At 69.9% G+C, this 23,681-nt stretch carries 20 protein-coding genes; 10 read left to right on the top strand and 10 right to left on the bottom strand.

The features are described from left to right. Positions 1 to 2: 2 nt before the first annotated feature. Complete coding sequence (locus AB0D27_RS13330) at positions 3 to 536, bottom strand: GtrA family protein (protein WP_362506547.1); 534 nt, start codon at positions 534 to 536, stop codon at positions 3 to 5. 207 nt (positions 537 to 743) lie between these two features. On the opposite strand from AB0D27_RS13330, the gene AB0D27_RS13325 reads away from it, so the two are divergent. The 4 genes from AB0D27_RS13325 (at position 744) to AB0D27_RS13310 (ending at position 4,859) form a co-directional block, all read left to right on the top strand. Beyond that, complete coding sequence (locus AB0D27_RS13325; protein WP_362506544.1) at positions 744 to 1,883, top strand: 5-(carboxyamino)imidazole ribonucleotide synthase; 1,140 nt, start codon at positions 744 to 746, stop codon at positions 1,881 to 1,883. Next, the gene (purE, locus tag AB0D27_RS13320) at positions 1,880 to 2,404 is read left to right on the top strand and encodes a 5-(carboxyamino)imidazole ribonucleotide mutase (protein ID WP_362506542.1); all 525 of its coding nucleotides are present in this window, start codon (positions 1,880 to 1,882) and stop codon (positions 2,402 to 2,404) included. The genes AB0D27_RS13325 and purE overlap by 4 nt, the downstream gene beginning before the upstream one ends. 5 nt (positions 2,405 to 2,409) lie before the next feature. Further along, complete coding sequence (locus AB0D27_RS13315) at positions 2,410 to 3,588, top strand: dipeptidase (RefSeq protein ID WP_362506539.1); 1,179 nt, start codon at positions 2,410 to 2,412, stop codon at positions 3,586 to 3,588. Positions 3,589 to 3,734: 146 nt separating this feature from the next. Further along, on the top strand, positions 3,735 to 4,859 hold the full coding sequence (locus AB0D27_RS13310; RefSeq protein WP_362506536.1) for a dipeptidase: 1,125 nt from the start codon (positions 3,735 to 3,737) through the stop codon (positions 4,857 to 4,859). 7 nt (positions 4,860 to 4,866) lie between these two features. Here the strand turns inward: AB0D27_RS13310 and AB0D27_RS13305 are convergent, their stop codons facing one another. Together AB0D27_RS13305 and AB0D27_RS13300 are read right to left on the bottom strand one after the other, a co-directional pair. Then, the gene (locus tag AB0D27_RS13305; protein WP_362506533.1) at positions 4,867 to 5,262 is read right to left on the bottom strand and encodes a VOC family protein; all 396 of its coding nucleotides are present in this window, start codon (positions 5,260 to 5,262) and stop codon (positions 4,867 to 4,869) included. A 147-nt stretch (positions 5,263 to 5,409) separates the two neighbouring features. Beyond that, on the bottom strand, positions 5,410 to 6,753 hold the full coding sequence (locus AB0D27_RS13300; protein WP_362506530.1) for a UDP-glucose/GDP-mannose dehydrogenase family protein: 1,344 nt from the start codon (positions 6,751 to 6,753) through the stop codon (positions 5,410 to 5,412). 200 nt (positions 6,754 to 6,953) lie between these two features. Between AB0D27_RS13300 and AB0D27_RS13295 the strand changes: the two genes are divergently transcribed. Both AB0D27_RS13295 and AB0D27_RS13290 read left to right on the top strand, forming a co-directional pair. After that, positions 6,954 to 8,126: an acyl-CoA dehydrogenase family protein gene (locus AB0D27_RS13295; protein ID WP_362506527.1), complete on the top strand. Its 1,173-nt coding sequence runs from the start codon at positions 6,954 to 6,956 to the stop codon at positions 8,124 to 8,126. 197 nt (positions 8,127 to 8,323) lie between these two features. Then, on the top strand, positions 8,324 to 8,686 hold the full coding sequence (locus tag AB0D27_RS13290; RefSeq protein ID WP_362506524.1) for a four-helix bundle copper-binding protein: 363 nt from the start codon (positions 8,324 to 8,326) through the stop codon (positions 8,684 to 8,686). Positions 8,687 to 8,801: 115 nt separating this feature from the next. Here AB0D27_RS13290 and AB0D27_RS13285 read toward each other — a convergent pair whose 3' ends face one another. Further along, on the bottom strand, positions 8,802 to 10,004 hold the full coding sequence (locus AB0D27_RS13285; RefSeq protein ID WP_362506521.1) for an LCP family protein: 1,203 nt from the start codon (positions 10,002 to 10,004) through the stop codon (positions 8,802 to 8,804). Positions 10,005 to 10,262: 258 nt separating this feature from the next. On the opposite strand from AB0D27_RS13285, the gene AB0D27_RS13280 reads away from it, so the two are divergent. Then, positions 10,263 to 10,811 carry an acyl-CoA thioesterase gene (locus AB0D27_RS13280; RefSeq protein WP_362506518.1) on the top strand — a complete coding sequence of 183 codons (549 nt, stop codon included), beginning with the start codon at positions 10,263 to 10,265 and terminating at the stop codon, positions 10,809 to 10,811. Positions 10,812 to 10,835: 24 nt separating this feature from the next. Here the strand turns inward: AB0D27_RS13280 and AB0D27_RS13275 are convergent, their stop codons facing one another. Further along, positions 10,836 to 12,356, bottom strand: coding sequence for an LCP family protein (locus AB0D27_RS13275; protein ID WP_362506721.1), 1,521 nt, complete (start codon positions 12,354 to 12,356; stop codon positions 10,836 to 10,838). A 184-nt stretch (positions 12,357 to 12,540) separates the two neighbouring features. Here AB0D27_RS13275 and AB0D27_RS13270 point away from each other — a divergent pair, with 184 nt between their 5' ends. Continuing rightward, entirely contained in the window at positions 12,541 to 13,584 is a 1,044-nt protein-coding gene (locus AB0D27_RS13270) for a glycosyltransferase family 2 protein (RefSeq protein ID WP_362506515.1), read from the top strand. 32 nt (positions 13,585 to 13,616) lie between these two features. On the opposite strand, the gene AB0D27_RS13265 is transcribed toward AB0D27_RS13270, so the two are convergent. The 4 genes from AB0D27_RS13265 to AB0D27_RS13250 all read right to left on the bottom strand — a co-directional run bounded on the left by AB0D27_RS13265 (position 13,617) and on the right by AB0D27_RS13250 (position 19,639). Beyond that, positions 13,617 to 15,329: an LCP family protein gene (locus AB0D27_RS13265; protein WP_362506512.1), complete on the bottom strand. Its 1,713-nt coding sequence runs from the start codon at positions 15,327 to 15,329 to the stop codon at positions 13,617 to 13,619. A 123-nt stretch (positions 15,330 to 15,452) separates the two neighbouring features. Continuing rightward, complete coding sequence (locus AB0D27_RS13260) at positions 15,453 to 17,180, bottom strand: LCP family protein (RefSeq protein WP_362506509.1); 1,728 nt, start codon at positions 17,178 to 17,180, stop codon at positions 15,453 to 15,455. Positions 17,181 to 17,424: 244 nt separating this feature from the next. Further along, positions 17,425 to 18,654: an LCP family protein gene (locus tag AB0D27_RS13255; protein ID WP_362506506.1), complete on the bottom strand. Its 1,230-nt coding sequence runs from the start codon at positions 18,652 to 18,654 to the stop codon at positions 17,425 to 17,427. 229 nt (positions 18,655 to 18,883) lie between these two features. Continuing rightward, the gene (locus AB0D27_RS13250; RefSeq protein ID WP_362506503.1) at positions 18,884 to 19,639 is read right to left on the bottom strand and encodes a TIGR03089 family protein; all 756 of its coding nucleotides are present in this window, start codon (positions 19,637 to 19,639) and stop codon (positions 18,884 to 18,886) included. 139 nt (positions 19,640 to 19,778) lie between these two features. Here AB0D27_RS13250 and AB0D27_RS13245 point away from each other — a divergent pair, with 139 nt between their 5' ends. Together AB0D27_RS13245 and AB0D27_RS13240 are read left to right on the top strand one after the other, a co-directional pair. Further along, positions 19,779 to 21,263 (top strand): peptidoglycan recognition protein, encoded by a 1,485-nt coding sequence (locus tag AB0D27_RS13245; RefSeq protein WP_362506500.1) that lies wholly within the window; start codon positions 19,779 to 19,781, stop codon positions 21,261 to 21,263. A 143-nt stretch (positions 21,264 to 21,406) separates the two neighbouring features. Further along, on the top strand, positions 21,407 to 22,489 hold the full coding sequence (locus AB0D27_RS13240) for an NDP-sugar synthase (protein ID WP_362506497.1): 1,083 nt from the start codon (positions 21,407 to 21,409) through the stop codon (positions 22,487 to 22,489). 133 nt (positions 22,490 to 22,622) lie between these two features. On the opposite strand, the gene AB0D27_RS13235 is transcribed toward AB0D27_RS13240, so the two are convergent. Further along, the gene (locus tag AB0D27_RS13235; RefSeq protein ID WP_362506494.1) at positions 22,623 to 23,627 is read right to left on the bottom strand and encodes a DNA-3-methyladenine glycosylase 2 family protein; all 1,005 of its coding nucleotides are present in this window, start codon (positions 23,625 to 23,627) and stop codon (positions 22,623 to 22,625) included. Between the last annotated feature and the right edge of the window lie 54 nt (positions 23,628 to 23,681).

Here is a 23,681-nt window from a genome sequence, read left to right as displayed (position 1 = left end):
ACTCAGCGGCGTACGTCGGCCCGCGGGCGTCGCTCCACGTCCAGGAACGATTCAGCGCTGGCCACCGTCTCACGGGCCGGCAGCGCCTGGAACACCCACGTCCGGTACGACCAGAAGCGGAAGAGCGTCGCGATGCCGATGCCGAGGAACTTGAAGATGTTGCTCTGCAGCGGGCTGTCCCAGCCGAAGCCGTAGGTCGCCGCGTACAGCACACCGTTCTCGATGATCAGTCCGATCACGCTGAACAGCAGGAAGAGCGTCAGCTCCTTGGTGCGGCCGCCCTTGTCGCGGTCCCGGTAAGTGAAGTAGCGGAACCCGATGTAGTTGAAGACGATCGCGACGACCGTGGCGATGACACTGGCTCGCACGACCTGCAGACCGGTGACATGGCGTACGAGGTTGAACACGAGCAGATTGACGAGCAGCCCCGCCCCGCCGACCGCACCGAACTTGGCGATCTCCCTGAACAGGAGATCGAATCGGCGGCGAACCGCGCTGCGAGGCCCCGCATGAGACCCCGAAGAAGCACTGTCCATGGTGTCGCCAGCCCCTGTCCGTGGGTACCTCGTCGGATACGTCGGTCGAATAGGTCAGCCACATTCGACCCAGCCATGCTAACCAGCGGCCCTTCGTGGCGCCTGTGGACGGGCCCACAGGTAAGAAATGTGGCGGACACCCGCCCGGAAAATCGGGCTTTTCGGCGCGGAAATCGGCCACCGTGGCGCGGCCGATACTCTTGGAGGGTGACGTTCCCGGTAGTCGGCATGGTCGGCGGGGGCCAGCTCGCTCGTATGACACACGAGGCGGGCATCCCGCTCGGCATCAAGTTCAAGCTCCTCAGTGACACCCCTCAGGATTCCGCGGCGCAAGTGGTCAGCGATGTCGTCATCGGCGACTATCGCGACCTCGACACGCTGCGTGAGTTCGCGCGGGGCTGCGATGTGATCACCTTCGATCACGAACACGTACCCACCGAGCATCTGCGTGCCCTGGAGGCGGACGGCATCCGCGTACGCCCAGGGCCTGACGCCCTCGTGCACGCCCAGGACAAGGGCGTGATGCGTGCGAAGCTCGACGAGATCGGCGTGCCGTGCCCACGGCACCGGATCGTGAGCGACCCTCGGGACGCGGCGGCCTTCGCGGCGGAGGGGGACGGCTTCCCGATCATCCTCAAGACCGTCCGCGGCGGCTACGACGGCAAGGGGGTCTGGTTCGTACGCTCCCTCGAGGAAGCGGCAGACCCCTTCCGCGCCGGTGTTCCCGTCCTCGCCGAGGAGAAGGTCGACTTCGTACGGGAACTCGCGGCGAACGTCGTCCGCTCCCCGCACGGGCAGGCGGTCGCGTACCCCGTCGTCGAGTCCCAGCAGGTCGACGGCGTCTGCGACACGGTGATCGCCCCCGCGCCCGGCATAGCGGACGAGCTGGCCCTGCAGGCCGAGGAACTCGCGCTGCGCATCGCCAAGGAACTCGGCGTCGTCGGCCACCTGGCCGTGGAGCTCTTCGAGACCCGTGACGGCCGCATCCTCGTCAACGAACTGGCCATGCGCCCGCACAACTCGGGCCACTGGACCCAGGACGGCGCGATCACCTCGCAGTTCGCCAACCACGTCCGCGCGGTCCTCGACCTCCCCCTCGGCGACCCGCGCCCGCGCGCCAGGTGGACGGTCATGGCGAACGTCCTCGGCGGCGACTACCCGGACATGTACTCCGCGTACCTGCACTGCATGGCCCGCGACCCTCAGCTCAAGATCCACATGTACGGCAAGGACGTGAAGGCCGGCCGTAAGGTCGGCCATGTCAACACCTACGGCGACGACCTGGACGACGTCCTTGAGCGCGCCCGGCACGCAGCCGGTTACCTGAGAGGCACCATCACCGAATGAGTCCAGTTGTAGGCATCGTCATGGGGTCGGACTCCGACTGGCCCGTCATGGAAGCGGCCGCCCAGGCCCTCGACGAGTTCGAGATCCCGTACGAGGTCGATGTCGTCTCCGCGCACCGTATGCCGCGCGAGATGATCGCGTACGGCGAGCAGGCCGTGGAGCGCGGGCTCAAGGCGATCATCGCGGGCGCGGGCGGCGCCGCCCATCTGCCCGGCATGCTGGCGTCCGTGACCCCGCTGCCCGTCATCGGCGTGCCCGTCCCGCTGAAGTACCTCGACGGCATGGATTCGCTGCTGTCGATCGTGCAGATGCCGGCCGGTGTTCCGGTCGCCACCGTCTCGGTCGCCGGCGCGCGCAACGCGGGCCTGCTCGCCGCCCGGATGCTCGCCGCGCACGACGAGGAACTCCTCGGCCGGATGCGGGAGTTCCAGCAGGAGCTGAACGACCAGGCCACCGAGAAGGGCAAGCGGCTGCGCGCCAAGGTCGAGGGCGCGAACAACGGCTTCGGCTTCGGGAAGTGACGCGCATGTCGTCTTTCGACCAGGCGCGCGAGCTGCTCGCCGAGTTCCCCGTCGTCGACGGGCACAACGACCTTCCCTGGGCGCTGCGCGCACAGGTCCGCTACGACCTCGACGCCCGTGACATCGCCACCGACCAGAGCGCCCATCTGCACACGGACCTGGCCCGGCTGCGCGCGGGCGGCGTCGGGGCCCAGTACTGGTCGGTGTACGTCCGCTCGGACCTCCCGGGCGCGGTCACCGCGACGCTCGAACAGATCGACTGCGTACGGCAGTTGATCGACCGTTACCCCGCCGACCTGCGTGCCGCGCTGAGCGCCGCCGACATGGAGTCGGCGCGCGGCGAGGGCCGTATCGCCTCGTTGATGGGCGCGGAGGGTGGCCACTCCATCGACAACTCCCTCGCCGTCCTTCGGGGGTTGTACGCCCTGGGCGTCCGCTACATGACCCTCACCCACAACGACAACATCGCCTGGGCGGACTCCGCGACCGACGTCCCCGCCGTGGGCGGTCTGTCGGCGTTCGGCCGCGCGGTCGTACGGGAGATGAACCGCGAGGGCATGCTCGTCGACCTCTCGCACGTCGCCGCGACGACGATGCGCGACGCGCTCGACGCGACCGCCGCGCCGGTCATCTTCTCCCACTCCTCCTCGCGCGCGGTGTGCGACCACCCGCGCAACATCCCGGACGACGTCCTGGAGCGGCTGCCCGCCAACGGGGGAGTGGCGATGGTGACGTTCGTACCGAAGTTCGTCCTCCAGGCGGCGGTCGACTGGACGGCCGCGGCCGACGAGAACATGCGCGCCCACGGCTTCCACCACCTCGACACCACCGCCGAGGGCATGAAGATCCACCGCGTCTTCGAGGAGTCGAACCCGCGCCCCGTCGCCACGGTGGCGACCGTCGCCGACCATCTCGACCACATGCGCGAAGTCGCCGGCGTCGACCACCTCGGCATCGGCGGCGACTACGACGGCACGGCGTTCACCCCGGACGGCCTGGACGACGTCTCCGGCTACCCGAACCTGATCGCCGAGCTGTCCGACCGCGGCTGGTCGAGAGCCGACCTCGCCAAGCTGACCTGGCAGAACGCCGTACGGGTGCTGGGCGCGGCCGAGGACGTGGCCCGTGACCTCCAGGCCCGCCGCGGCCCCTCGAACGCGACACTGGAGCAGCTCGACGGCTGACGGCTGCCCGGTGGGTGGGACGCCCGCGGATGTACGTGGGTGGTACGTGGGACGTACCCCCAAACGCCCCACCCACCAGGAAGCCCCCCGGCCTCCGTGCGACGGTGACGGTACTGCGATCACCGTCCACCCCACGGAGCCACGTCATGGCAGACCTGCAGGACGAACTGCACGCCACCACCGAGGTGGGCGAGCTCGAAGGGCGCGCCGCCTGGCCGGAGGCCGAGCAGTTGCCCCCCGGGACCGCGGAGCCCGACGCCGACGCCGACCCGCTTCAGCGGGCCCACGCCTTCCTCGCCGGCCACCCCGTCGCCGACGGCTACAGCGGGCTGCCCTGGGCGCTGCGTCACCTGCCCTGGTTCGATCTGGAACTGGGCGAGAGCGCCGTGGACACGGACATCCCCCGGATGCGGGAAGGGCACGTGGGCGCCCTGTTCTGGTCGCTGCACCTGCCCGAGGGCCTCGCCGGCGACCGCGCCGTGGGTGCGACCATCGAGCAGCTGGACCTGGTGAAGACCGTGGTCCGCGCCCACCCCGAAGGCCTGCGCATGGCGTACGGCGCCGCCGAGATCACCGACGCCCGCAACTGCGGCCGCGTCGCCGTCATGCTCGGCCCCGCCGGAGCGGCGGCCGTCGGCGACTCCATGGGCATCCTGCGCAGCCTGCGCACGCTCGGCCTGCGGGTCCTCACGCTCTCGGGCGCCTCCTGGGCGAGCGGGACGGGCCTGACCCGCTTCGGCGAGGAGATGCTGCGCGAGATGAACCGCATCGGCGTCCTCGCCGACCTCTCCGGCGCCTCCGACGCCACCATCAGCCGCGTCTTCGCGGTCACCAAGGCCCCCGTCCTCTTCACCCGCTCGGCCGCCCGCGCCCTGCGCCCCCACCCGGCCAACCTGCCCGACGACGTCCTGCGCGAACTGGGCGCCGCCAAGGGCCTGTGCCTCGTCCCGCTCACGGCCGAACAGACGGGTCCCTCGGTACGGGACGTCGCCGACCACCTCGACCACGTCCGCGCCCTCGCGGGAGCCGAGTGCGTCGGTGTCTCGGGCACGTACGACTCCGGTGCCGCCCACCCGCAGGACCTGGCCGACGCCTCCTGCTACCCGCACCTCATCGCGGAACTCCTCTCCCGAGGCTGGTCCGAGTCCGACCTCGCCCTGCTCACCTGGGGCAATGTCCAACGGATGCTGCGGGGCGCGGACTTCACGGCCCGCGCCGCCCAGCAGCGCCGCGAACCGTCCGCGGCGAAGATCGCGGACCTCGACGGCTGAGGGCTCCTTACGGGTGCTCGATCCGGCAGAGGCAGAACGGATGCCCCGCCGGGTCCGCGTACACCCGGAAGTCCTTCTTGCCGTTCTGGTCGTCCAGGTCCAGCGGCCGGGCACCCAGCGCCAGCACCTTCTCCTGGGCGGCGTCGACGTCCTCCCAGGTGGGTCCGGCATCGAAGTCGACATGGAACTGCTGCGAGTTGCGATCGGCCCGCGGCCACTCCGGCGGCGCGTACCCCGTCGCCCGCTGGAACGACAGCCGCGGCCCGTCCGGGACGTTGAGGACCACCCAGTCGTCGTCCGGCTCAGGCGTGCCACCCGCCACGCGCGCGTAGAACTCGGCGAGCGCGCCGGGGTCGGGACAGTCGAGTACGACGGAACGCAAACGCGCGACGGGCTGCTCCATGACGTCCTCCTCGTTCAGCGGGCACACAGACAGAACGGGTGCCCCGCCCGGAAGGAGTACACACGCCAGCGGCGGGCGGTGGTGCAGAATACAACGGACGCCGGTCCGGCCGACTGAGCCTCGGCCGGACCGGCGTCACCTCGTCGCTCAGGCCGTCGGGCGTCCCATCGCCCGGTACGTCCACCCGGCCCGGCGCCACACCTCCGGGTCGAGCGCGTTGCGCCCGTCCAGCAGCACACGGGCCGCGGCCGCCTTGCCGAGCACCGCCGGGTCCAGCTCACGGAACTCGCGCCACTCCGTCAGATGCAGGACGACATCCGCGCCGCGCACGGCCTCGACGGCGGAGTCGGCGTACCCGAGCGTCGGGAAGAGCCGCCGCGCGTTCTCCATGCCCTTCGGGTCGTACACGGTGACCTGGCCGCCCTGGAGGTGGATCTGCCCGGCGACGTTCAGTGCAGGCGAGTCCCGTACGTCGTCCGAGTCCGGCTTGAAGGTCGCGCCGAGTACGGCGACCCGCTTGCCGAGGAAGGAACCGCCCCCGAGCGCCTCCCGGGCCATCTCCACCATCTGCCCGCGCCGCCGCATGTTGATGGAGTCGATCTCGCGCAGGAAGGTCAGCGCCTGGTCGGCACCGAGCTCACCGGCACGGGCCATGAAGGCGCGGATGTCCTTCGGCAGACATCCGCCGCCGAAGCCGATCCCCGCCCGCAGGAACTTGCTGCCGATCCGCTCGTCGTGCCCGAGCGCCTCGGCCAGCCTGGCGACATCGCCGCCGGCCGCCTCGCAGACCTCGGCCATGGCGTTGATGAAGGAGATCTTGGTGGCGAGGAAGGAGTTCGCGGAGGTCTTCACCAGTTCGGCGGTCGGGAAGTCGGTCACCACGAACGGCGAACCCTCGGCGACCGGCGTCATGTACACCTCGCGCAGCAGCTTCTCCGCCCGCTCGCTGCGCACCCCCACCACGATCCGGTCGGGATGCAGCGTGTCGTTCACGGCGAAGCCCTCGCGCAGGAACTCGGGGTTCCAGGCCAGCTCGGCGTCGTCCCCGACGGGCGCGAGCCGCGCGAGTTCGGCGGCCAGCCGCTCCGCCGAGCCGACTGGCACGGTGGACTTGCCGACGACGAGGGCGGGAGCGCGCAGATGCGGCGCGAGGGCCCTGAAGGCCGCGTCGACGTACGACATGTCACAGGCGTACTCACCGTGCTTCTGCGGCGTGTTGACGCAGACGAAGTGGATGTCGCCGAACTCTCCGACCTCGGCCCAGTCCATGGTGAACCGCAGCCGTCCGGTGGACCCCTCGATCCCGGCGACATGCTTGCGCAGCAGCTCCTCGAGCCCTGGCTCGAACATCGGGACCTCGCCCCGCTGGAGCATCTCGATCTTCTCCGGCACCACATCGAGCCCGAGGACCTCGAAACCGAGCTCGGCCATGGCCGCGGCGTGGGTGGCGCCGAGATAGCCGGTGCCGATCACGGTGATCTTGAGGGCCATGAATGCTCCTGGGGTTTACGGCCGTGGGTGCGCTGGTCGAGCATAGTCGGGGGTTTGCCGGGCGCCCTGACCGGACGGTTCTCCCGGTGTTTTCCCCTTGTCGCCAAGCTCACGTATCCCTCCCGTGGGCGGGCCCCTAAAATTTGGGTTACTTAACGGTAGTTAGCGCCACCACAGCATCCCTTGGAGCGTGAGAGACCTTGGCCGGATCGGCTGATTTCGACCTGTACCGTCCGTCCGAGGAGCACGACATGCTCCGGGACGCGATCCGTTCGCTGGCCGAGGCGAAGATCGCGCCGTACGCCGCAGCGGTGGACGAGGAAGCCCGTTTCCCCCAGGAGGCCCTGGACGCGCTGGTCTCCTCCGAGTTGCACGCGGTGCACGTACCGGAGACGTATGGCGGCGCGGGCGCCGACGCGCTGGCCACGGTGATCGTGATCGAGGAGGTGGCGCGCGTGTGCGCGTCCTCGTCCCTGATCCCGGCCGTGAACAAGCTGGGCTCGCTCCCGGTGATCCTCTCGGGCTCCGAGGACCTCAAGAAGAAGTACCTGGCCCCGCTCGCCAAGGGCGACGGCATGTTCTCGTACTGCCTCTCCGAGCCGGACGCGGGTTCGGACGCGGCGGGCATGAAGACGAAGGCGGTCCGCGACGGCGACTCCTACGTCCTGAACGGCGTGAAGCGCTGGATCACCAACGCGGGCGTGTCCGACTACTACACGGTGATGGCGGTCACCGACCCCACGAAGCGCTCGAAGGGCATCTCGGCGTTCGTGGTCGAGAAGTCCGACGAGGGCGTCTCCTTCGGCGCCCCGGAGAAGAAGCTCGGCATCAAGGGCAGCCCGACGCGCGAGGTCTACCTCGACAACGTCCGCATCCCGGCCGACCGCATGATCGGCGAAGAGGGCACCGGCTTCGCGACCGCCATGAAGACCCTGGACCACACCCGCATCACGATCGCCGCCCAGGCCCTCGGGATCGCCCAGGGCGCCCTCGACTACGCCAAGGGCTACGTCCAGGAGCGCAAGCAGTTCGGCAAGCCCATCGCCGACTTCCAGGGCATCCAGTTCATGCTCGCCGACATGGCCATGAAGATCGAGGCCGCCCGCCAGCTGACGTACGCGGCGGCGGCGAAGTCGGAGCGCGTCGCCGCCGGAGGTGGAGAACGGGACCTCACCTTCCAGGGCGCCGCGGCGAAGTGCTTCGCCTCGGACGTGGCGATGGAGGTCACCACGGACGCGGTCCAGCTCCTCGGCGGGTACGGCTACACCCGCGACTACCCGGTCGAGCGCATGATGCGCGACGCCAAGATCACCCAGATCTATGAAGGCACGAACCAGGTCCAGCGGATCGTGATGGCCCGCAACCTGCCGTAGGGCGGGAGAGCGGACGCGTAACCGATCGGCGTATCGGCGGCACAGCCCCTGGAGGGATTCCGGGGGCTTTTGTCGCTTTGGCGGTGAGGTGTTCGTAGCGGATTGTTCACGTCCGCCCGATGGCGCGGGGCGGCGGGCAGGCGTAACACAGAAGGGCGCGGGGTCCGCTCCGGACCCCTCTCGTCCCAGGAGGAGCCATGACCCAGCCCGGAACCATGACCGCGATGAGCAAGGAGATGCAGGACTGCGTCGAGGCGTGCATGGCCTGCCACAGCATGTGCGAGGAGACCATGAGCTCCTGCATGCAGATGGGCGGCCAGTCCCAGATGCAGATCATGCGCACGCTCATGGACTGCTCCGAGATGACCCGCATGTGCGCCGACATGATGATGCGCCGCTCGCCCCTGTCGGCCGAGATGTGCGCCATGTGCGCCAAGGCGTGCGACATGTGTGCCGAGGCGTGTATGTCCATGCCGGACGACCAGCAGTTGATGCGCTGCGCCGAGTCCTGTCGCCGCTGCGCCGAGATGTGCCGTGCGATGGCGGGCGCCAGCATGTGAGCTGGGCCTGACCGGTCTCGAGGGCACCTTCCTGGTGCCCTCGACCCGGGTGGGGAGTATGACCCTGCCGCACATCGTGCTGGTGGCGTGCGGCTGGGCCTGGGTGGCCCGGTCGTCAGTTGCCCGAGACCGTGACCTTCTCGTCGTTCTTCAGCTCGCTCACCAGGGTCTTCACCTTTGCCTTGTCCCAGACCAGGTTGCCGCCGGAGGAGCCGGAGATCGGCATGTTCATGGACTTGCCGTCGCCCCCGGTGACGCCCTTCATCGCCCAGAACATGTCGCCCAGGTCCCACAGGCTCATGTCCTTGTCGACGGTGAGGCTGTCGAGGCCCGCGCCCATCGTCGGGTAGAGCTTGAAGGGGTTCAGGACCGTCGAAGGGGTCGCGACCTGGTGGGCCAGGGCGGCCAGGAACTTCTGCTGGTTCTTCGTGCGCTCCAGGTCGGAGGCCGCGAAGGCGTGGCGGGTACGGACGAAGGCGAGGGCCTGCTCGCCGTTGAGGGTCTGCTTGCCCGCCTTGAAGTCCGCGCCCGAGTACTTGTCCTTGAAACCCTTGTCGAGGTTCATCTCCACGCCGCCGACCGCGTCGACGATGTTCGCGAACCCGGCGAAGCCGATCTCCACGTAGTGGTCGATGTGCAGGCCGGTGTTGTACTCGACGGTGCGCACGAGGAGCGTGGGGCCGTCGAAGGCGTAGGCCGCGTTCAGCTTGTTCGTGCCCAGCGGGCCCTTGATCTTGCCGGACTCCGAGCCGCGGAATGTCGGGATCGTCACGTTCGAGTCGCGCGGCAGCGAGATCAGCGTCGAGCCGTTGCTCCCGGTGTGCAGGATCATCATCGAGTCCGTGCGCTTGCCCTCGGCGGAGCCGGTGTGCAGCTTCTTCTTCTCCTCGGCGGACATGCCGGCGCGGCTGTCGGAACCGACGATCAGATAGTTCGTGCCCGAGCCCGCCTCGGGCCGGTCGATGACCTTGGAGAGATCCACGTCACGGTGGAGCTTGGAGTCCGCCCAGAAGTACGTGCCGACGGAGACCGCGACCAGCACCGTGACCAGGGTTATCGCGGTCCACTTGATCCGGCGCCGCCAGTTCGGCGCGGGGCGGGGGCCTCGCGTGCCGGTGGGGCCGGGTCCCTGCGGGCCGCCGGGGCCGCCCGGGGCTCCGTACACCTGGCCCGTGTTGTAGCCGGAGTCGTACCCGTTGTCGTATCCGTCGTCGTACCCCTGCCCATCGACGTACGACGGCTGCCGGGGTACCCCGCCGTACGGCGGCGCATCCGGCCCTGGGCCGGGCCTCGCCTGCCCGCGGCGGACCTGCCGCATGACGCGGGCGCCCTCAGGCTGTGCGCCTGCGCTGCCGCGTCCGTAGCGGTTGCCGCCATTGCTGCGATTGTCTCCGGACCACCCTCCCCCATCCTCGGCTCCGCTCGGACGGGACGTGCCCCCAGGCCATTCGTTCATGCCGACCAGTGTGCAGGGCCGCACTGTGTGCCTTACAAGAGAGTCAGGAGATCTGGGTCACGGCTGTTGCAGAGCTGATGCAAAGCGGCCCTTGTGTGCCCCCGGCATAAGGTGGACGCCATGACAGACCAGGCCCCCGGCACGGAATCCGATATTCCGGGCAAGCCGACCTCCGCGTCCCGGACCACCCTCAGCCACATCATGAGCCACAGCGACACCAACCTTCTGGGCACGGTGCACGGTGGAGTGATCATGAAGCTGGTCGACGACGCGGCGGGCGCGGTGGCCGGACGGCACTCCGGTGGGCCCGCCGTCACCGCCTCCATGGACGAGATGGCTTTCCTGGAACCCGTCCGCGTGGGTGACCTCGTCCATGTGAAGGCTCAGGTGAACTGGACCGGACGTACCTCCATGGAGGTCGGCGTCCGTGTCCTCGCCGAGCGTTGGAACGAGTCGACGCCACCCCAGCAGGTCGGCTCGGCCTATCTCGTCTTCGCCGCGGTCGACGCCGACGGGAAGCCGCGGCGGGTGCCGGCGGTGCTGCCGGAGTGCGAGCAGGACGAGCGGAGGTATCAGGAGGCCCAGATCCGCCGCACGCACCGGCTGGCGCGGCGGCGGGCGATCATGGAGCTCCGGGAGAAGCGGGCGGCGGAAGGCCTGGACGACTGAGGGGCCGTCCCCCTGCCGGGCGCCCTAGGGACACACCACCTGATCCCCCGTCACCACCCCGTCCTCCCCCTGATACGCGTCCTGCGCCCGTACCCGCCTCACCTGCTTGTAGTCCGTCCCGGCCGTCACCCTCAGCAGCGGCCCCTGGCCGGTGACCGCGCGCAGTTCGGCGCCGGGGAGTGCTGCCGCGAGGGACTGGGCCGAGCGGTCCCAGCGAGGGTCGTAGGAGACCACGGTGCGGCGGGTGGTCAGGTCGCGCGCGCTGGTGGGCCGCTGCGTCGTACGGAACCCGGTCGCGGCCAGGGCGCTGTCGACGCGTTTGCCGAGGCCCGCCGTCGTGGTGCCGTTCTCGACCTGGACCTGGATCTGCTGCGGGGCGACATCGACGCGCAGGGCCGCGGGCCGAGCCTTGTGCACCGTGAGCGGCTCGTCGTCGCGGAGCTTCTGGAAGAGCTGTCCCGCCTTCGCCTCGTCCCACTTCAGCGTCGAGCCGAGGCCCTTGACGACGTAATCCAGCTGCTCGATCGGCACCGTCGTGAACTCGGAGGAGGAAGGGGAGAAGTTCCGCATGGCCCGCCCGAGGTCGAGCAGCTCGTCCGTGCCGAAGCCCTTGTCGGCGCGCACCGAGCCCAGCACCGCCCGCGTCACGTCGCGGAACTTCATCGGGTTCATCAGGACCCCGGACGAGGTCGCCTGCGAGACCAGCGCAGCCAGGAACCGCTGCTGACGCTGCATCCGGCCGAGGTCGGAGGCCCCGTCGACGTGCCGCGAGCGGACGTACTGCAGGGCCTGACCGCCGCCCAGGTCATGCGTACCCGCCGCCAGATCGAGTCCGGTGTACGAGTCCTTCAGCGGCTGTGTGGTGCAGATCCGTACGCCGCCGAGCACGTCCACCGTCTTCATGAAGCTGATGAAATCGACCTCCAGATAGTGGTCGATCTTGACGTGGGTCATGTTCTCGACGGTGCGCACGGTCAGGTTCGGACCGCCCTCCGCGTACGCCGCGTTGAGCTTGACCGGATGCGGGCCGTGCCGTTCGCCGGTGGTCTCGTCGATGTGCGCGGGCGTCTCGGCGTACGAGTCGCGCGGCAGGCTGACGATGCTGGCCCGCTCCCGGTCCTCCGAAATGTGCACGATCATGACCGTGTCGGTGCAGTGGCAGGGCTCCCCGCCCAGCCGGAACTTGCGCCGCTCCGCCTCCGTGATCTTGTCCCGGCCGTCGGTGCCGACCAGCAGCACGTTCATGCCGTGGCCCGCCTCCGGGCGGTTCTTCATGTCCTTGAAGGGGTCGACCCGGGCGATGTTCGCGTCCAGGCTGGTGACCACCGCGTGCCCGATACCCGCCGAGGCGAGGACCACCACGGAGATGGTCGTCACCACCCGCATGGCCCAGCGCGGCTTCTTGCGCCGTACGGGGGGCCGTCCGGAGGGCCGTACGGGAGGCCGCCCCGAGCGGGATGGTTGGGGCTGGCGCTGAGGGCGTGCGGGGGAGCGGGGCGGCGTGGTGGGCAAGGGGGGACACCTCCGCGAGGCTGGACGTGGGATGCGTTCCGCGAGGCTGGACGGGGAGCGGGGATGTGTTCTCCGCGAGGCTGGACGGGGAGGGGGTGCGTTCCACGAGGCCGGACGTGGGGACCCGTGAGCACCGTAGGCCCATACGATCTGCGGCCCGGGCCTTAGGCCGGGCGGCGCGCGTCCCTGTCCCCCATTCGCGGTAACGTGACGTCCGATGAGCGAGAAGTCTGACGTGCGGCCCCCCGCCGTTTCTGTGATCATGCCCGTCCTCAACGAGGAGCGGCATCTGCGCGGGGCCGTCCAAGCGATCCTGGCGCAGGAGTACGACGGCGAGATGGAGGTCGTGATCGCCATCGGTCCCTCCACGGACCGTACGGACGAGATCGCCGCCGAGCTCGTGCGCGAGACGGCATCCAATGAAAACAAGCGGGTCCACACCGTGCCGAACCCGACCGGACGTACGCCCGCCGCGCTGAACGCCGCGATCAAGGCGTCCCGGCACCCCGTCGTCGTACGCGTCGACGGGCACGGCATGCTCTCGCCGAACTACATCGCGACCGCCGTACGGCTCCTGGAGGAGACCGGCGCGCAGAATGTCGGCGGCATCATGCACGCCGAGGGCGAGAACGACTGGGAGCACGCGGTCGCCGCCGCGATGACCTCGAAGATCGGCGTCGGGAACGCCGCCTTCCACACCGGCGGCGAGGCGGGTTCTGCCGAGACCGTGTATCTCGGTGTCTTCCGGCGCGAGGCGCTGGAGCGGCAGGGCGGTTACAACGAGGAGTTCATTCGCGCCCAGGACTGGGAGCTGAACTTCCGGATCCGGGAGGCGGGCGGGCTCATCTGGTTCTCGCCCGAGCTGAGGGTGTCCTACCGGCCCCGTCCGTCCATCAGGGCCCTCGCCAAGCAGTACAAGGACTACGGGCGCTGGCGGCATGTCGTCGCCCGCTACCACGAGGGCTCCATCAACCTGCGCTACCTCGCCCCGCCGACCGCCGTGTGCGCGATCGCGGCAGGTGTGATCGTGGGCGCGGCTCTGACCCCCTGGGGCTTCCTCGTCCCCGGCGGCTACCTCGCGGCCATCGCGCTCGGCTCGCTGCCCGCGGGCAAGGGGCTGGCGCCACGGGCGCGCCTCCAGATCCCCGTCGCCCTCGCCACGATGCACATGTCGTGGGGCTGGGGCTTCCTCACCAGCCCGAAGGCGCTGGCCAGGAAGGTCATCGCGTCCCGGCGCCCGGCGGTAGTCAGCTCCGACTGAGTACCGCCCGGCATAGGTTCCGGCGGCCCGGACTACCAGGTGTAGGCCGGGTCGACGTGCATGCACGCCGTGGTGTCCGAACCGTTGAGCACGTCGGCCGACTTCGGCGTCGTGTCGTCCTCCTCCGCCGCCTTGTACGTGGTGCCCGAACGCCAGTCGGCGCCGACGACCAGCGTGACCCCGGAGACGTCCGTCGACTTCTTCACCGCGCTGGTCGAAACCCCGAGGGCCTTGGCGACGCGGAGGGCGTCGCCCTCGAGGTCGGCGCTGGGGTAACGGATGACCGTCGTCGCCTCGGCGGTCGCCGTCGTCCGGTCGGCGCTGGTCTGCGTGAAGCCCTTGCCGACGAGCAGCTGCGCCACCGTGTTGGCGCGCCCGCCGACCGGGGCGAGCGTGGACGTCCGGGTGCCGTTCTGCACGATCACGCCGATCTTGTCGTCGGCCGCGGCGGGGTCCGAGGAGGTCCTCTCCTTGGTCGTCTTCTTCTTGTCCTTGCCGTCCAGCGCGATGTCCTCGCGGACCAGCCGGAACAGCTTCGCCGCGTCACCCGGCTTGGGCACCACCCGGCCGCTGGTGGCGGAGGAGTACTGCCACGGCATCGTCGTCATGGTGATGCGCTTGGTGGGGACCTTCTTCAGCTCGTTGCTCAGGTCGTACAGCTTCGCCACGGTCCCGAGGCCGTTGTCGACCGTCAGCGCGTTCGTGGCGGTGTCCGCGAGCTTGCGCAGCTTGTTCGGGTTGCTCAGCGTGGCGTTCTCGCGCAGCTGGCGGACCATCGAGTTCATGTACTGGTGCTGCGCCTTGGTCCGGGCGATGTCGGTGTCGTCCTCGAAGCCGTACCGCGTCCTCAGCCACTGCAGGGCCTGCTTGCCCTTGACGGACGTCGTGCCCTCCTTGAGCTTCAGCCCTGAGCCGTGCCCGGAGGAGGTGTGCGAGTAGACGTTGGCGTCCACGCAGACCGGGACGCCGCCGATGGCGTCCGCCATCGACACCACACCCGAGAAGTCGACCATCATGAAGTGGTCGATGTGGATGTCGGTCAGCTTCTCCCAGGTGGCGACCGTGCAGCCGGGGCCGCCGCGCCCCAGGGAGTCGTTCGTGATGGTGGGCGACGTACTCGCCGCGTAGGTCTTCTTCGTGCCCGGGTCCGTGCACTCGGGTATCTGCAGCAGCGTGTCGCGCGGCATGCTGACCACCGACATGTTGGTGCGGTCCGCCGAGACGTGCAGCAGCATCTGGACATCCGCGCGAGGCGCCGTGTTGAAGGTGTCCTTGGCGCCGCCGAGCTTCTGGTTCTCCGTGGAGTCCCGGGCGTCCGAGCCGATCAGCAGGATGTTCAGCGGGGTCTGGCCCGCCGCGTTCGGCTTGGACTGGGCGGCGCGGTCCTTCGCGTCGCCGATGTTCAGGTCGTCCTTTTTGAGGTTGGCGTTCAGGTGCTGGTAGTAGAGATAACCGGCACCCGCGGTGCCGAGTATCAGGACCGACAGGACCGTCGCCGACCAGCGCAGCGCGCGACGTCTGCGCCGCGGACGCCCCTCACCCCCGCGTCGGCGTCCACCGCCGCCGCCGTGCCGGCCGTGCCCCTGCGGCTTGAGGGGCATCGTGTCGTCGGCCGTGCGAACTCCTTCTCCGGCGGACTGAACGAGATCACCGTTCTCGTCGTACAGACTGTCGTCCCAGCCCAGTTCGCCGGCTCGCCGGACGCGTGGTCGTGCTCCCTCCCCACGCACACTGCTTTGCGCCATCTCCCTGCCCCTCCCCACCCTGCGCCTGACAAACGGGTCCGTCGCGCGCCCGGCCGGACACATCTCGTGTCCCCCCGGACACATCTCACGTCCTGTCAGACGCTCGACGGACCCGTTAGGTCATCAACTGGCGCACACCGTCTTGTCAGCCGTGGACTTCTCGACGTCCGGCGCCTTCGTCGGAGTGGTCATCGACACCCCGGCACCCTTGAAGTCCTTGCCCAGGGTCAGCACGATCGCGGGCAGACCCTGTGAGTTCTTCTCGCTCTTGCCGGGCTTCATCGCCGAACCGGACAGACCCATGAGGTCGGCCAGCTTGCGCGCCTGATCAGCCTGATCGGGAGAGTACTCGAGGGTCGTCTTGCTGAGTGTTTCGTCAGCGTTTCCGAGCTGGCTGGACTTGAGCACGCCCTCATCATTCTGCAGCCAGTTAAGAGTTTCCTGTGCGGAGCCGGCGTCGGCGCCGCCGTTGTAGATGTCGACGCGGATGTCGGAGGCGGCGGAACGGGTCCCCTTGAGGCGGGCGGCCACCGCGGCCTTCTCCTTCTTCTCCTTCTGCTTCACGGCGGTGAAGGAGACGTCGTTCTTGATGGCGTCGAAGACGGGCTGGGACGTCGTCGGGTTCACCACGACCGTCGCGTGGACCTTCTCGGCCGGGTTGTCGATCACGGGCACCGTGGTGAAGGTGATGTTCTTCGTCGGCACCTTCTTCAGCTCCAGAGCCATGTCCTTCAGCGTGCTGACGTGGCCGATTTGGCTGTCCACGGTCAGCGCCTTGGTGGCGGCCTCGGCGAGATTCACCAGCTTGGCGGGGTTGGTGAGCGTGTCGCTGGAGCTCATCTTGCGCATCAGCGAGCCCAGGAACTGCTGCTGCACCTTGATGCGGTCGAGGTCGCCCTGGTTGCCGAAGCTGTGCCGGGTGCGCACGAAGGCGAGGGCCTGCTCGCCCTCGATCGTGTGCTTGCCGGCGGAGAGCTTGAGGTGCGAGTCCGGGTCGTTGACGTCCTTGGCGAGACAGACGTCCACGCCGCCCACCGCGCTGGTCAGCGTCTTGACGGCGTTGAAGTCGGCCATCATGAAGTGGTCCGGCGCGATTCCGGTGACTTCCTTGACCGTCCGCATGGTGCAGCCCGGGTCGCGGCCGTCCTGGCCGAGGCTCGTGTTGAAGCGGACGTTCTGCGTGCCGCGGATGACCTTCTTGCTGCCGTCGGGCTGTACGGTCGGGCAGTCCGGGACGTTGACGATCAGGTCACGCGGAATGCTCATCGCGGTCGCGTTCGTACGGTCCTTGGAGACGTGCAGCAGGATGTTGGTGTCGGCGTGCCCGACGCTGTTCTTGTCGCCGTAGCCCTCGTTGCCGGCGCCGGTGCGCTTGTCCGTGCCGATGATCAGGATGTTGAAGGCCTCGTCCTTGCTGAAGCCCTTCGCGCCCGCGCTGCCGATGTCCGTCGTATTGACGTTGCCCTCGAGGTGCTTGAGGTAGGCGTACGCGGCGGCCGACACGGCCACCAGCACGAAGGCCATGGTGCCGCCGGTCCACAGCACTATCTTCTTCGCCCGCGACTTCTTGGGTTTCGGGCGCGAGCGGCGGCGCCCCGGGACCGGCTCCGGGGGTTCGGCGCGCCGTCTGCGCTGCCCGGGCACGGCGGTGCCGGGTGCCGCACGGTCCCGTCCCGGCGCCGTGTGCGCACGCGCTCCCGCGGGAGCACCGGATCCTCTCCGCGGCCTGGGCACCCCCGACTGCGGTGCGGAAGGGGTCAGTCGCAGTTCGTATTCGCCGGTGTTCGGGTTGAGCACCCACTGGTCTGCGGGGTCGATGTCGTCCGCCCGCCCACGGCCTTGCGCGTCCACGGTTGTCTGAATCCTCCGTCGGGGCCACGCGGCGCCTTCCCCCCTCAAAAGGCGCTCGGGTCTCGGTCAACCAGTGCGCGACCTCCAGGACGGACCTCGTGGCCGGGTGCACCGGATCGCTCACACTATCCGCCCAGTTCAGCGTGGAGCGACGACGGTGACAAATTCCTTGTCCCTACAACCGGGCAATCCGCCCTATTTCTCAGAGACTTCTAGCGCAGCAGTTCCCACCTTGGGCTGCGCTTTACCCGCAGGCGTCCTGGGCGGCCGTGTTTCCGCGGAAAGTGGGTGGGGGTTCGGGGGTGCCGGACCGCTTATCCCCGGACTTCCCGTCGTCGTACGACTCCTCTTCGTAGTCGTATGCGGAGTCGTACCCGGACCCCTCTGGGAGACGGGTGGCGACCGCCACCGGCTCATCCGAACGCAGCCGCGCGAAAAGCTTCGCCGCCTCGGGTTCCACGAGCTGGTCGCGATTGGCGTTGTAGACGTACGGCGTCCGGGGCACCGTCAGGAATTGCACATGTTCCGTGGCGATGTTGCGCATGCCACGCACCAGGTCGTACAGCCCGCGCAGGCTCGCGAGCCCCGGGTCCGTGGTGAGCGACGAGGTGGCCGCGTCCAGCACGGGATAGAGCTTCGTCGGGTTGAGCAGGACGTCGTTGCTGCGCACCTTGTTGACCAGCGCGCCCAGGAACCGCTGCTGGCGGTCCATCCGGTCGGTGTCGCTGCCGTCGCCGATGCTCTTGCGCACGCGCACATAGCCGAGGGCCTGCTCGCCGTTGAGCACGACCTTGCCCGCGGGCAGCTTCAGCTTGGCGGCCTTGTCGTCGATGGGTTCCTTCAGGCACACCTCGACACCGTCCACGGCGTCGACCATGTCCTTGAACCCGTGGAAGTCGACGACCATGTGGTGGTCGACCCGGATGTTCGTGAGCTTCTCGACGGTGCGGATGGTGCAGGCCGAACCGCCCACTTCGAAGGCGGAGTTGAACATCGCGAACACCTGTTCGGTGCGGGTGCCGTCCGGGCGCCGGCAGCTCGGCACGTCCACCATCAGATCGCGGGGCAGCGAGACGGCGGTCGCGCTGCGCCGGTCCGCCGCCAGGTGCAGCAGGATCGTGGTGTCGGACCGCTCGGTCCCGGAGTCCCGGCCGTACTTCCGGTTCCCGTCCCCCGAGCGCGAGTCCGACCCGATCAGCAGGATGTTCTGCGCGTCCCGCACCAGCGAGGTGGGCCGCTCCTTCTCGTACCGGGCCAGCTCGGCGGCGGCGTCGTCGTCCGACGTGATGTTCGCGTTCAGCTTCTCGTACGCGGCCCAGCCGACTCCCACGGCGCCGACCACCACGACGGCCACGCCGATCGCGGTGTAACGCAGCCAGCGCCGGTGCCGGCGTATGAGCCCGGCCCCGGTGGGCGACGCTCCCCGCCCCGGCCCCTCCGAGCCTCCGGAGGGCGCGCCTTCGGTGTCGCTCACGTGTGGGTTCACCCCTCATGGCCTACGAGCGTGTCGAGCTGCTCTTACGACCATGGCCCGGGGCGGGGGCCGGGGGTGGACGCAGATGGGCCGAACGGGGGACACGCGGCTGGCTGCGGGCATGCGTGCCGCCAGGGGCGGCGCCCGTCCCCAAGAGAGCGGAAATCTGTACGCGCCGGTAAGCGCACCCCCGAACGCCGGGGCCGCACCCCGGAGGGCACCACGGCGGCTAGCGAGCCGTAGCCGTCACCCGCTCACTCTCGATCCGCTTGGCGAGCGCGTCCTCCCCGAGCTGCTCCAGATGGCGGCACAGCACCACGGACCCGCCGGCGGCGAGCGGCGCGTAGAGCCCGGCGCTGAGCCCCTCCCACGTGTCGAACTGAAGCGCGGACAGAATCCGCGAGCCGGGCCCGGTCAGGTCCAGCGCGGGCGCGTCCCCGCGGGCCCGCTCGACGACCTCGGCGCTCGTGAACTCGGCCCCGGCAACGATCAGCGCGGGCTCCTCCGGATCCACCGGCGCGTACGGCTGGAAGCGGTCGCCCTGCGTCGGCACTTCGACGGCGTAGTCGGCGTACCCGGCAGGCGGCACCGGGAAGCGGCGTCCCAGCGGTGCGAGCGAGAGCGCGACGCGCTCGCCGGAGCAGGCGAGCCCTGCGTCGAACTGCCCCGGCCCGGCGACGACGTGGTCCGCCGCGGCCGGGTCGCCCCCGACATCCGCGACGACGCCCACCGAGGAGCACGCGAGCAGCCACACCGCGGTCTGCCAGTGCGCGGGCAGCAGCAGCGCGACCCGTTCGCCGGGCTCGGCGGACAGCTCGTTCTGGAGCAGATTGGCGGTCTTGGCCACCCAATTGGCGAAGGTGGCCACGGACAATTCGACTCGTTCGCCCGTGGCGTCGTCGTAGAAGGTCACCAAGGGGCGCGCGGGATCCGCGGCGAGCGCGGATCGCAGCAGGTCGGCAGGGGTGCGATCGGTGGCATTCACGCGCGCAAGCGTACGCGGGGGCGGTGCGGGGGGCAGACCGTCCATGCCGCCGGTGCGCCACCGGTTCGGGCGAGCGGGTCCGACGGTCCGTCAATTCCCCGATGGACAGATATGTATGACTATGTCCAGGATCAGGAGCATGCGTGGATTCCTTGCTTCCTCCGTCGGCGTCAGCTGCGCGGCCGCTCTCGCCCTTCCGCTCGCCCTGCCCACCCCGGCACAGGCCGGGCCATCGGCGGTGACGTCCGAGTCCGCCGTCCCCGGCAGCACCCAGTCCCTTCCGCTCGTCCCGCTGACCGGCGAACGCGCCCTCGGCTCCACCGCATCCGGACAGGGCCTGACCCGACAGGACGTACGGCCGTTCTCGCTGCTCGGTGTCATCTGGGACGACCCGAACCGTGAGCTGCACGGCCGCGTCCAGGTCCGCGCCCGCGCGGCCCGGACCGGTCACTGGTCCGGCTGGCAGAACGTCGAGACGCACAACCACGAACACGCCGCCGACCCGGACACCGCCGAAGGCGCGTCGCGCCGCGTGCACGGCTCCACGGCGCCGCTGTGGGTGGGCGACTCGGACGGCGTCGAGGTTCGCGTCGACGCGCAGCAGGCGGCGGGGGGCGAACGGGCGAGGGTTCCGGGGCGCTCGCCGCTCCCCAGGGGCCTGCACCTCGAACTGGTCGATCCCGGTGCGGACCCGCCACGCGCGGGCGCGCAGACGGGCGGCACACACTGGTGGGCGCGTGCGAGAGGCGTACGCGCTGGCATGCCCGTACACACTCCGGCGGGCGACGTGACCGCGGGAGCCCCCGCGCAAGCCCAGCGCTCCGCAGCGGGGGCTCCGGGCGCCACCGCGGGGTCCCCCGAGAGGGCTGCCGAGTCTGCCGCGTCCGCCGCCAACGTCGACCTCGCGCCCCTGGGCGCCACGGAGATCCCCGCGCTCTCCCATCGTGAGACGGAGCGCGCGTTCCTCGCCGCACGCCGGAGCGGGCAGCGCGTGAAGCCGTACACGGGCGCGAAGCCGTACATCGGCGCACGCCCGCGCATCATCACCCGCCGTGGCTGGGGCGCGAACGAGCGGCTGCGCGAGCGCGGCTTCGTCTACACGAAGAAGGTCAAGGCGGCCTTCGTGCACCACACGGCGTCGGGCAACAACTACCGCTGTTCGCAGGTCCCTTCAGTCATCCGCAGCATCTATCGCTACCACGTGGTGAGCAGTGGCTGGCGCGACATCGGCTACAACTTCCTCGTCGACAAGTGCGGGAACATCTACGAAGGCCGAGCGGGGGGCGTGGCGAAGCCCGTCATGGGCGCCCACACCCGCGGTTTCAACACCAACAGCATGGGGATCGCCGTCCTCGGCAGCTTCAGTGACACGAAGCCGTCCGGCGCCGCGCTCAAGGCGATCGCGCGGCTGACGGCATGGAAGCTCGGTCTTTACGGAGCCAATCCGCGTGGCAGGACATACCTGAAGTCGGGTGGTGGCAATCTCTACCGAAAAGGAAAGAACGTACGACTGAATGTGATCTCCGGCCATCGGGACGGGTTCGCCACGGAGTGCCCAGGACGGCTCCTTTACGGCAAGCTCGGTTCGGCCAGGAAGGCGGCGGCCCGCTACCAAGGCCGCTGAAGCCCGGCCACCGGAAGTCACCTGACGTACGCAGGGCCATCGAGGGACACCGCACGGCCATCGAAGGCGCCATCGAACGGTCTGCATACACTGGCCGGCCGAAACAACGTTCGGCCGGTCCCGGCAGGAAGCAGAGACGACAGGTGACAGAAGCGATCCTCCTGGTCGGCGGCAGAGGCACCCGGCTGCGTCCCCTCACGGTGCAGACTCCCAAGCCGATGGTTCCGGCGGCCGGGGTCCCCTTCCTCACACACCAGCTGGCGCGGGCGAGGGCGGCGGGCGTCGAGCACATCGTCCTGGCGACCTCCTATCTCGCCGAGGTCTTCGAGCCGCACTTCGGCGACGGCTCCTCGCTGGGCCTCCACCTCGAATACGTCACCGAGGAGGAGCCCCTCGGCACGGGCGGCGCCATCCGCAACGTGGCGTCCCGGCTCCACTCGGCCCCCGACGACCCGGTCCTGATCTTCAACGGTGACATCCTCACCGGCCTGGACATCCCGGCCCTCGTCGCCACCCACAGCACGACTGGCGCGGACGTCTCCCTCCACCTCACCCGTGTCGAGGACCCGCGCGCGTACGGCCTGGTCCCCACGGACGCCACCGGCCGCGTCACGGCCTTCCTGGAGAAGCCCCAGACGCCCGAGGAGATCGTCACCGACCAGATCAACGCGGGCGCGTACGTCTTCCGCCGCTCGGTCATCGACACGATCCCCGAGGGCCGCCCGGTCTCGGTGGAACGCGAGACCTTCCCCGACCTCCTGGCCACCGGAGCCCACCTCCAGGGCATGGTGGACTCCACCTACTGGCTGGACCTCGGCACCCCGCAGGCCTTCGTGCGCGGCTCCGCGGACCTCGTCCTGGGCCGTGCCCCGTCCCCGGCCGTCCCGGGCCGCTGCGGCGACCGTCTGGTCCTGCCCACGGCCACGGTCGCCCCCGACGCCAAACTCACCGGCGGCACGGTGGTCGGTGAGGGCGCGTACGTCGGCGAGGGCGCCCGCGTCACCGGCAGCGCCATCCTGTCCGGCGCCGTGATCGAACCCGGCGCCGTCATCACCGACTCCCTCATCGGCGCACGGGCGCGCATCGGGGAACGCTCCATCCTCACCGGCACGGTCGTCGGCGACGGCGCGACAGTCGGCCCCGACAACGAACTCCGCGAGGGCGTACGAGTGTGGTGCGATGCCCGAATCCCGGCGGCGTCGCTCCGCTTCTCATCGGACCAGTAACCGGTTCCAGCCCGTCCGGCGATCGAGGGACGAGCGCGAAGCGCGACAGGGGGCCTGAGGGGCGCGTACGGCGCGGGAACGGGGGGCGGAACGGGCGGAGGGGCGAACCCCGCTGTGACGCACACCCACCCGCCTACAGCACCCCGATATCCCACCGGGGCATCCCGGGCGTACGCCGCGGCGGCGTACGCCCGGACAGCAGAATGAGCCGAGCCGCCCGATGCCGCTGCCCCGCATACGGTTCGAGCAGCGACAACATCACGGAGTCATCCGCATCCCGATCGCCCGCCAGGGCATACCCCACGATGCCGGGCAGATGAAGATCCCCCACGGTCACGGAATCCGCCGCCCCGTGACTGCGCTGCACCACCTCCGCAGAGGTCCACGGCCCAATCCCGGACACCAGCTCGAGCCGAGCCTGAGCCCGCAGGGGATCGAACCCCGCCGCCTCCTCGAGCCGCGCAGCGACCCGCACGGCCCGCAGAATCGTGGAAGCCCGTTTGTTGTCGACCCCGGCCCGATGCCACTCCCAGGACGGGATCAACGCCCACGTCCGCGGCGCGGGCATGACGCACATCCGCTCCGGCGCGGGCCCCGGCGCCGGCTCCCCGTACTTGCGTACGAGCAGCCGCCACGCCCGATAGGCCTCGTCCGCGGTGACCTTCTGCTCGAGCACGGACGGAATCAGCGACTCCAGTACGAGTCCGGTCCGCGTCAGCCGCAACCCCGGCCGGCGATGCCGGGTCAGGGCGACCAGCCGGTGCCGCGGTGCGAAGGCGTCGGGATCGTCCGCCGCGCCGAGCAGTTCGGGGAGTTGTTCGAGCAGCCACTGGGCGCCGGGCCCCCAGGCGTCCCCGCGCACCACCCCGGCCCGCAGCGTGACCCGCAGCGTCCCGGGCCCGGCGGGCGTACGGCAGACCCGCCACACGGCTCCGTCGGGCGTCGCCCGGAACGTCGGATCGCCCGGCCCACGCCGCAGCGGCCCGAGGACGAGCCCGAGATCGAGCGGCCAGGCGGGCGTCCACGTACGACTGAGCCCCGGCGCGACCGCCTGCCTGGGCACCCCGCCACCAGGCACCACGACATGCCCGCCGCGCACGGTCGTACGCGTCGGCCGAGGGGTGAAACGTCCGGCCACGGTTGAGGTCCTAGGGTGCTCGGGTGCCTTACGAGAGTAGGCGCTCGGGATGCC

Origin of the sequence: Streptomyces sp. NPDC048415, assembly GCF_040651675.1 — a bacterium.
In the GTDB taxonomy this organism is placed as follows: Bacteria; Actinomycetota; Actinomycetes; order Streptomycetales; family Streptomycetaceae; genus Streptomyces.
Note: the sequence above shows the minus strand (reverse complement) of the source record. Positions and strands in the feature narration are given on the sequence as shown.

Coding starts and splice junctions, on each gene's coding strand:
- AB0D27_RS13270 (WP_362506515.1), top strand. CDS start 12,541: ATGAGCGAGAAGTCTGACGTGCGGCCCCCCGCCGTTTCTGTGATCATG.
- AB0D27_RS13330 (WP_362506547.1), bottom strand. CDS start 536: ATGGACAGTGCTTCTTCGGGGTCTCATGCGGGGCCTCGCAGCGCGGTT.
- AB0D27_RS13310 (WP_362506536.1), top strand. CDS start 3,735: ATGGCAGACCTGCAGGACGAACTGCACGCCACCACCGAGGTGGGCGAG.
- AB0D27_RS13280 (WP_362506518.1), top strand. CDS start 10,263: ATGACAGACCAGGCCCCCGGCACGGAATCCGATATTCCGGGCAAGCCG.
- AB0D27_RS13245 (WP_362506500.1), top strand. CDS start 19,779: ATGCGTGGATTCCTTGCTTCCTCCGTCGGCGTCAGCTGCGCGGCCGCT.
- AB0D27_RS13300 (WP_362506530.1), bottom strand. CDS start 6,753: ATGGCCCTCAAGATCACCGTGATCGGCACCGGCTATCTCGGCGCCACC.
- AB0D27_RS13290 (WP_362506524.1), top strand. CDS start 8,324: ATGACCCAGCCCGGAACCATGACCGCGATGAGCAAGGAGATGCAGGAC.
- AB0D27_RS13285 (WP_362506521.1), bottom strand. CDS start 10,004: ATGCGGCAGGTCCGCCGCGGGCAGGCGAGGCCCGGCCCAGGGCCGGAT.
- AB0D27_RS13265 (WP_362506512.1), bottom strand. CDS start 15,329: ATGGCGCAAAGCAGTGTGCGTGGGGAGGGAGCACGACCACGCGTCCGG.
- AB0D27_RS13305 (WP_362506533.1), bottom strand. CDS start 5,262: ATGGAGCAGCCCGTCGCGCGTTTGCGTTCCGTCGTACTCGACTGTCCC.
- AB0D27_RS13315 (WP_362506539.1), top strand. CDS start 2,410: ATGTCGTCTTTCGACCAGGCGCGCGAGCTGCTCGCCGAGTTCCCCGTC.
- purE (WP_362506542.1), top strand. CDS start 1,880: ATGAGTCCAGTTGTAGGCATCGTCATGGGGTCGGACTCCGACTGGCCC.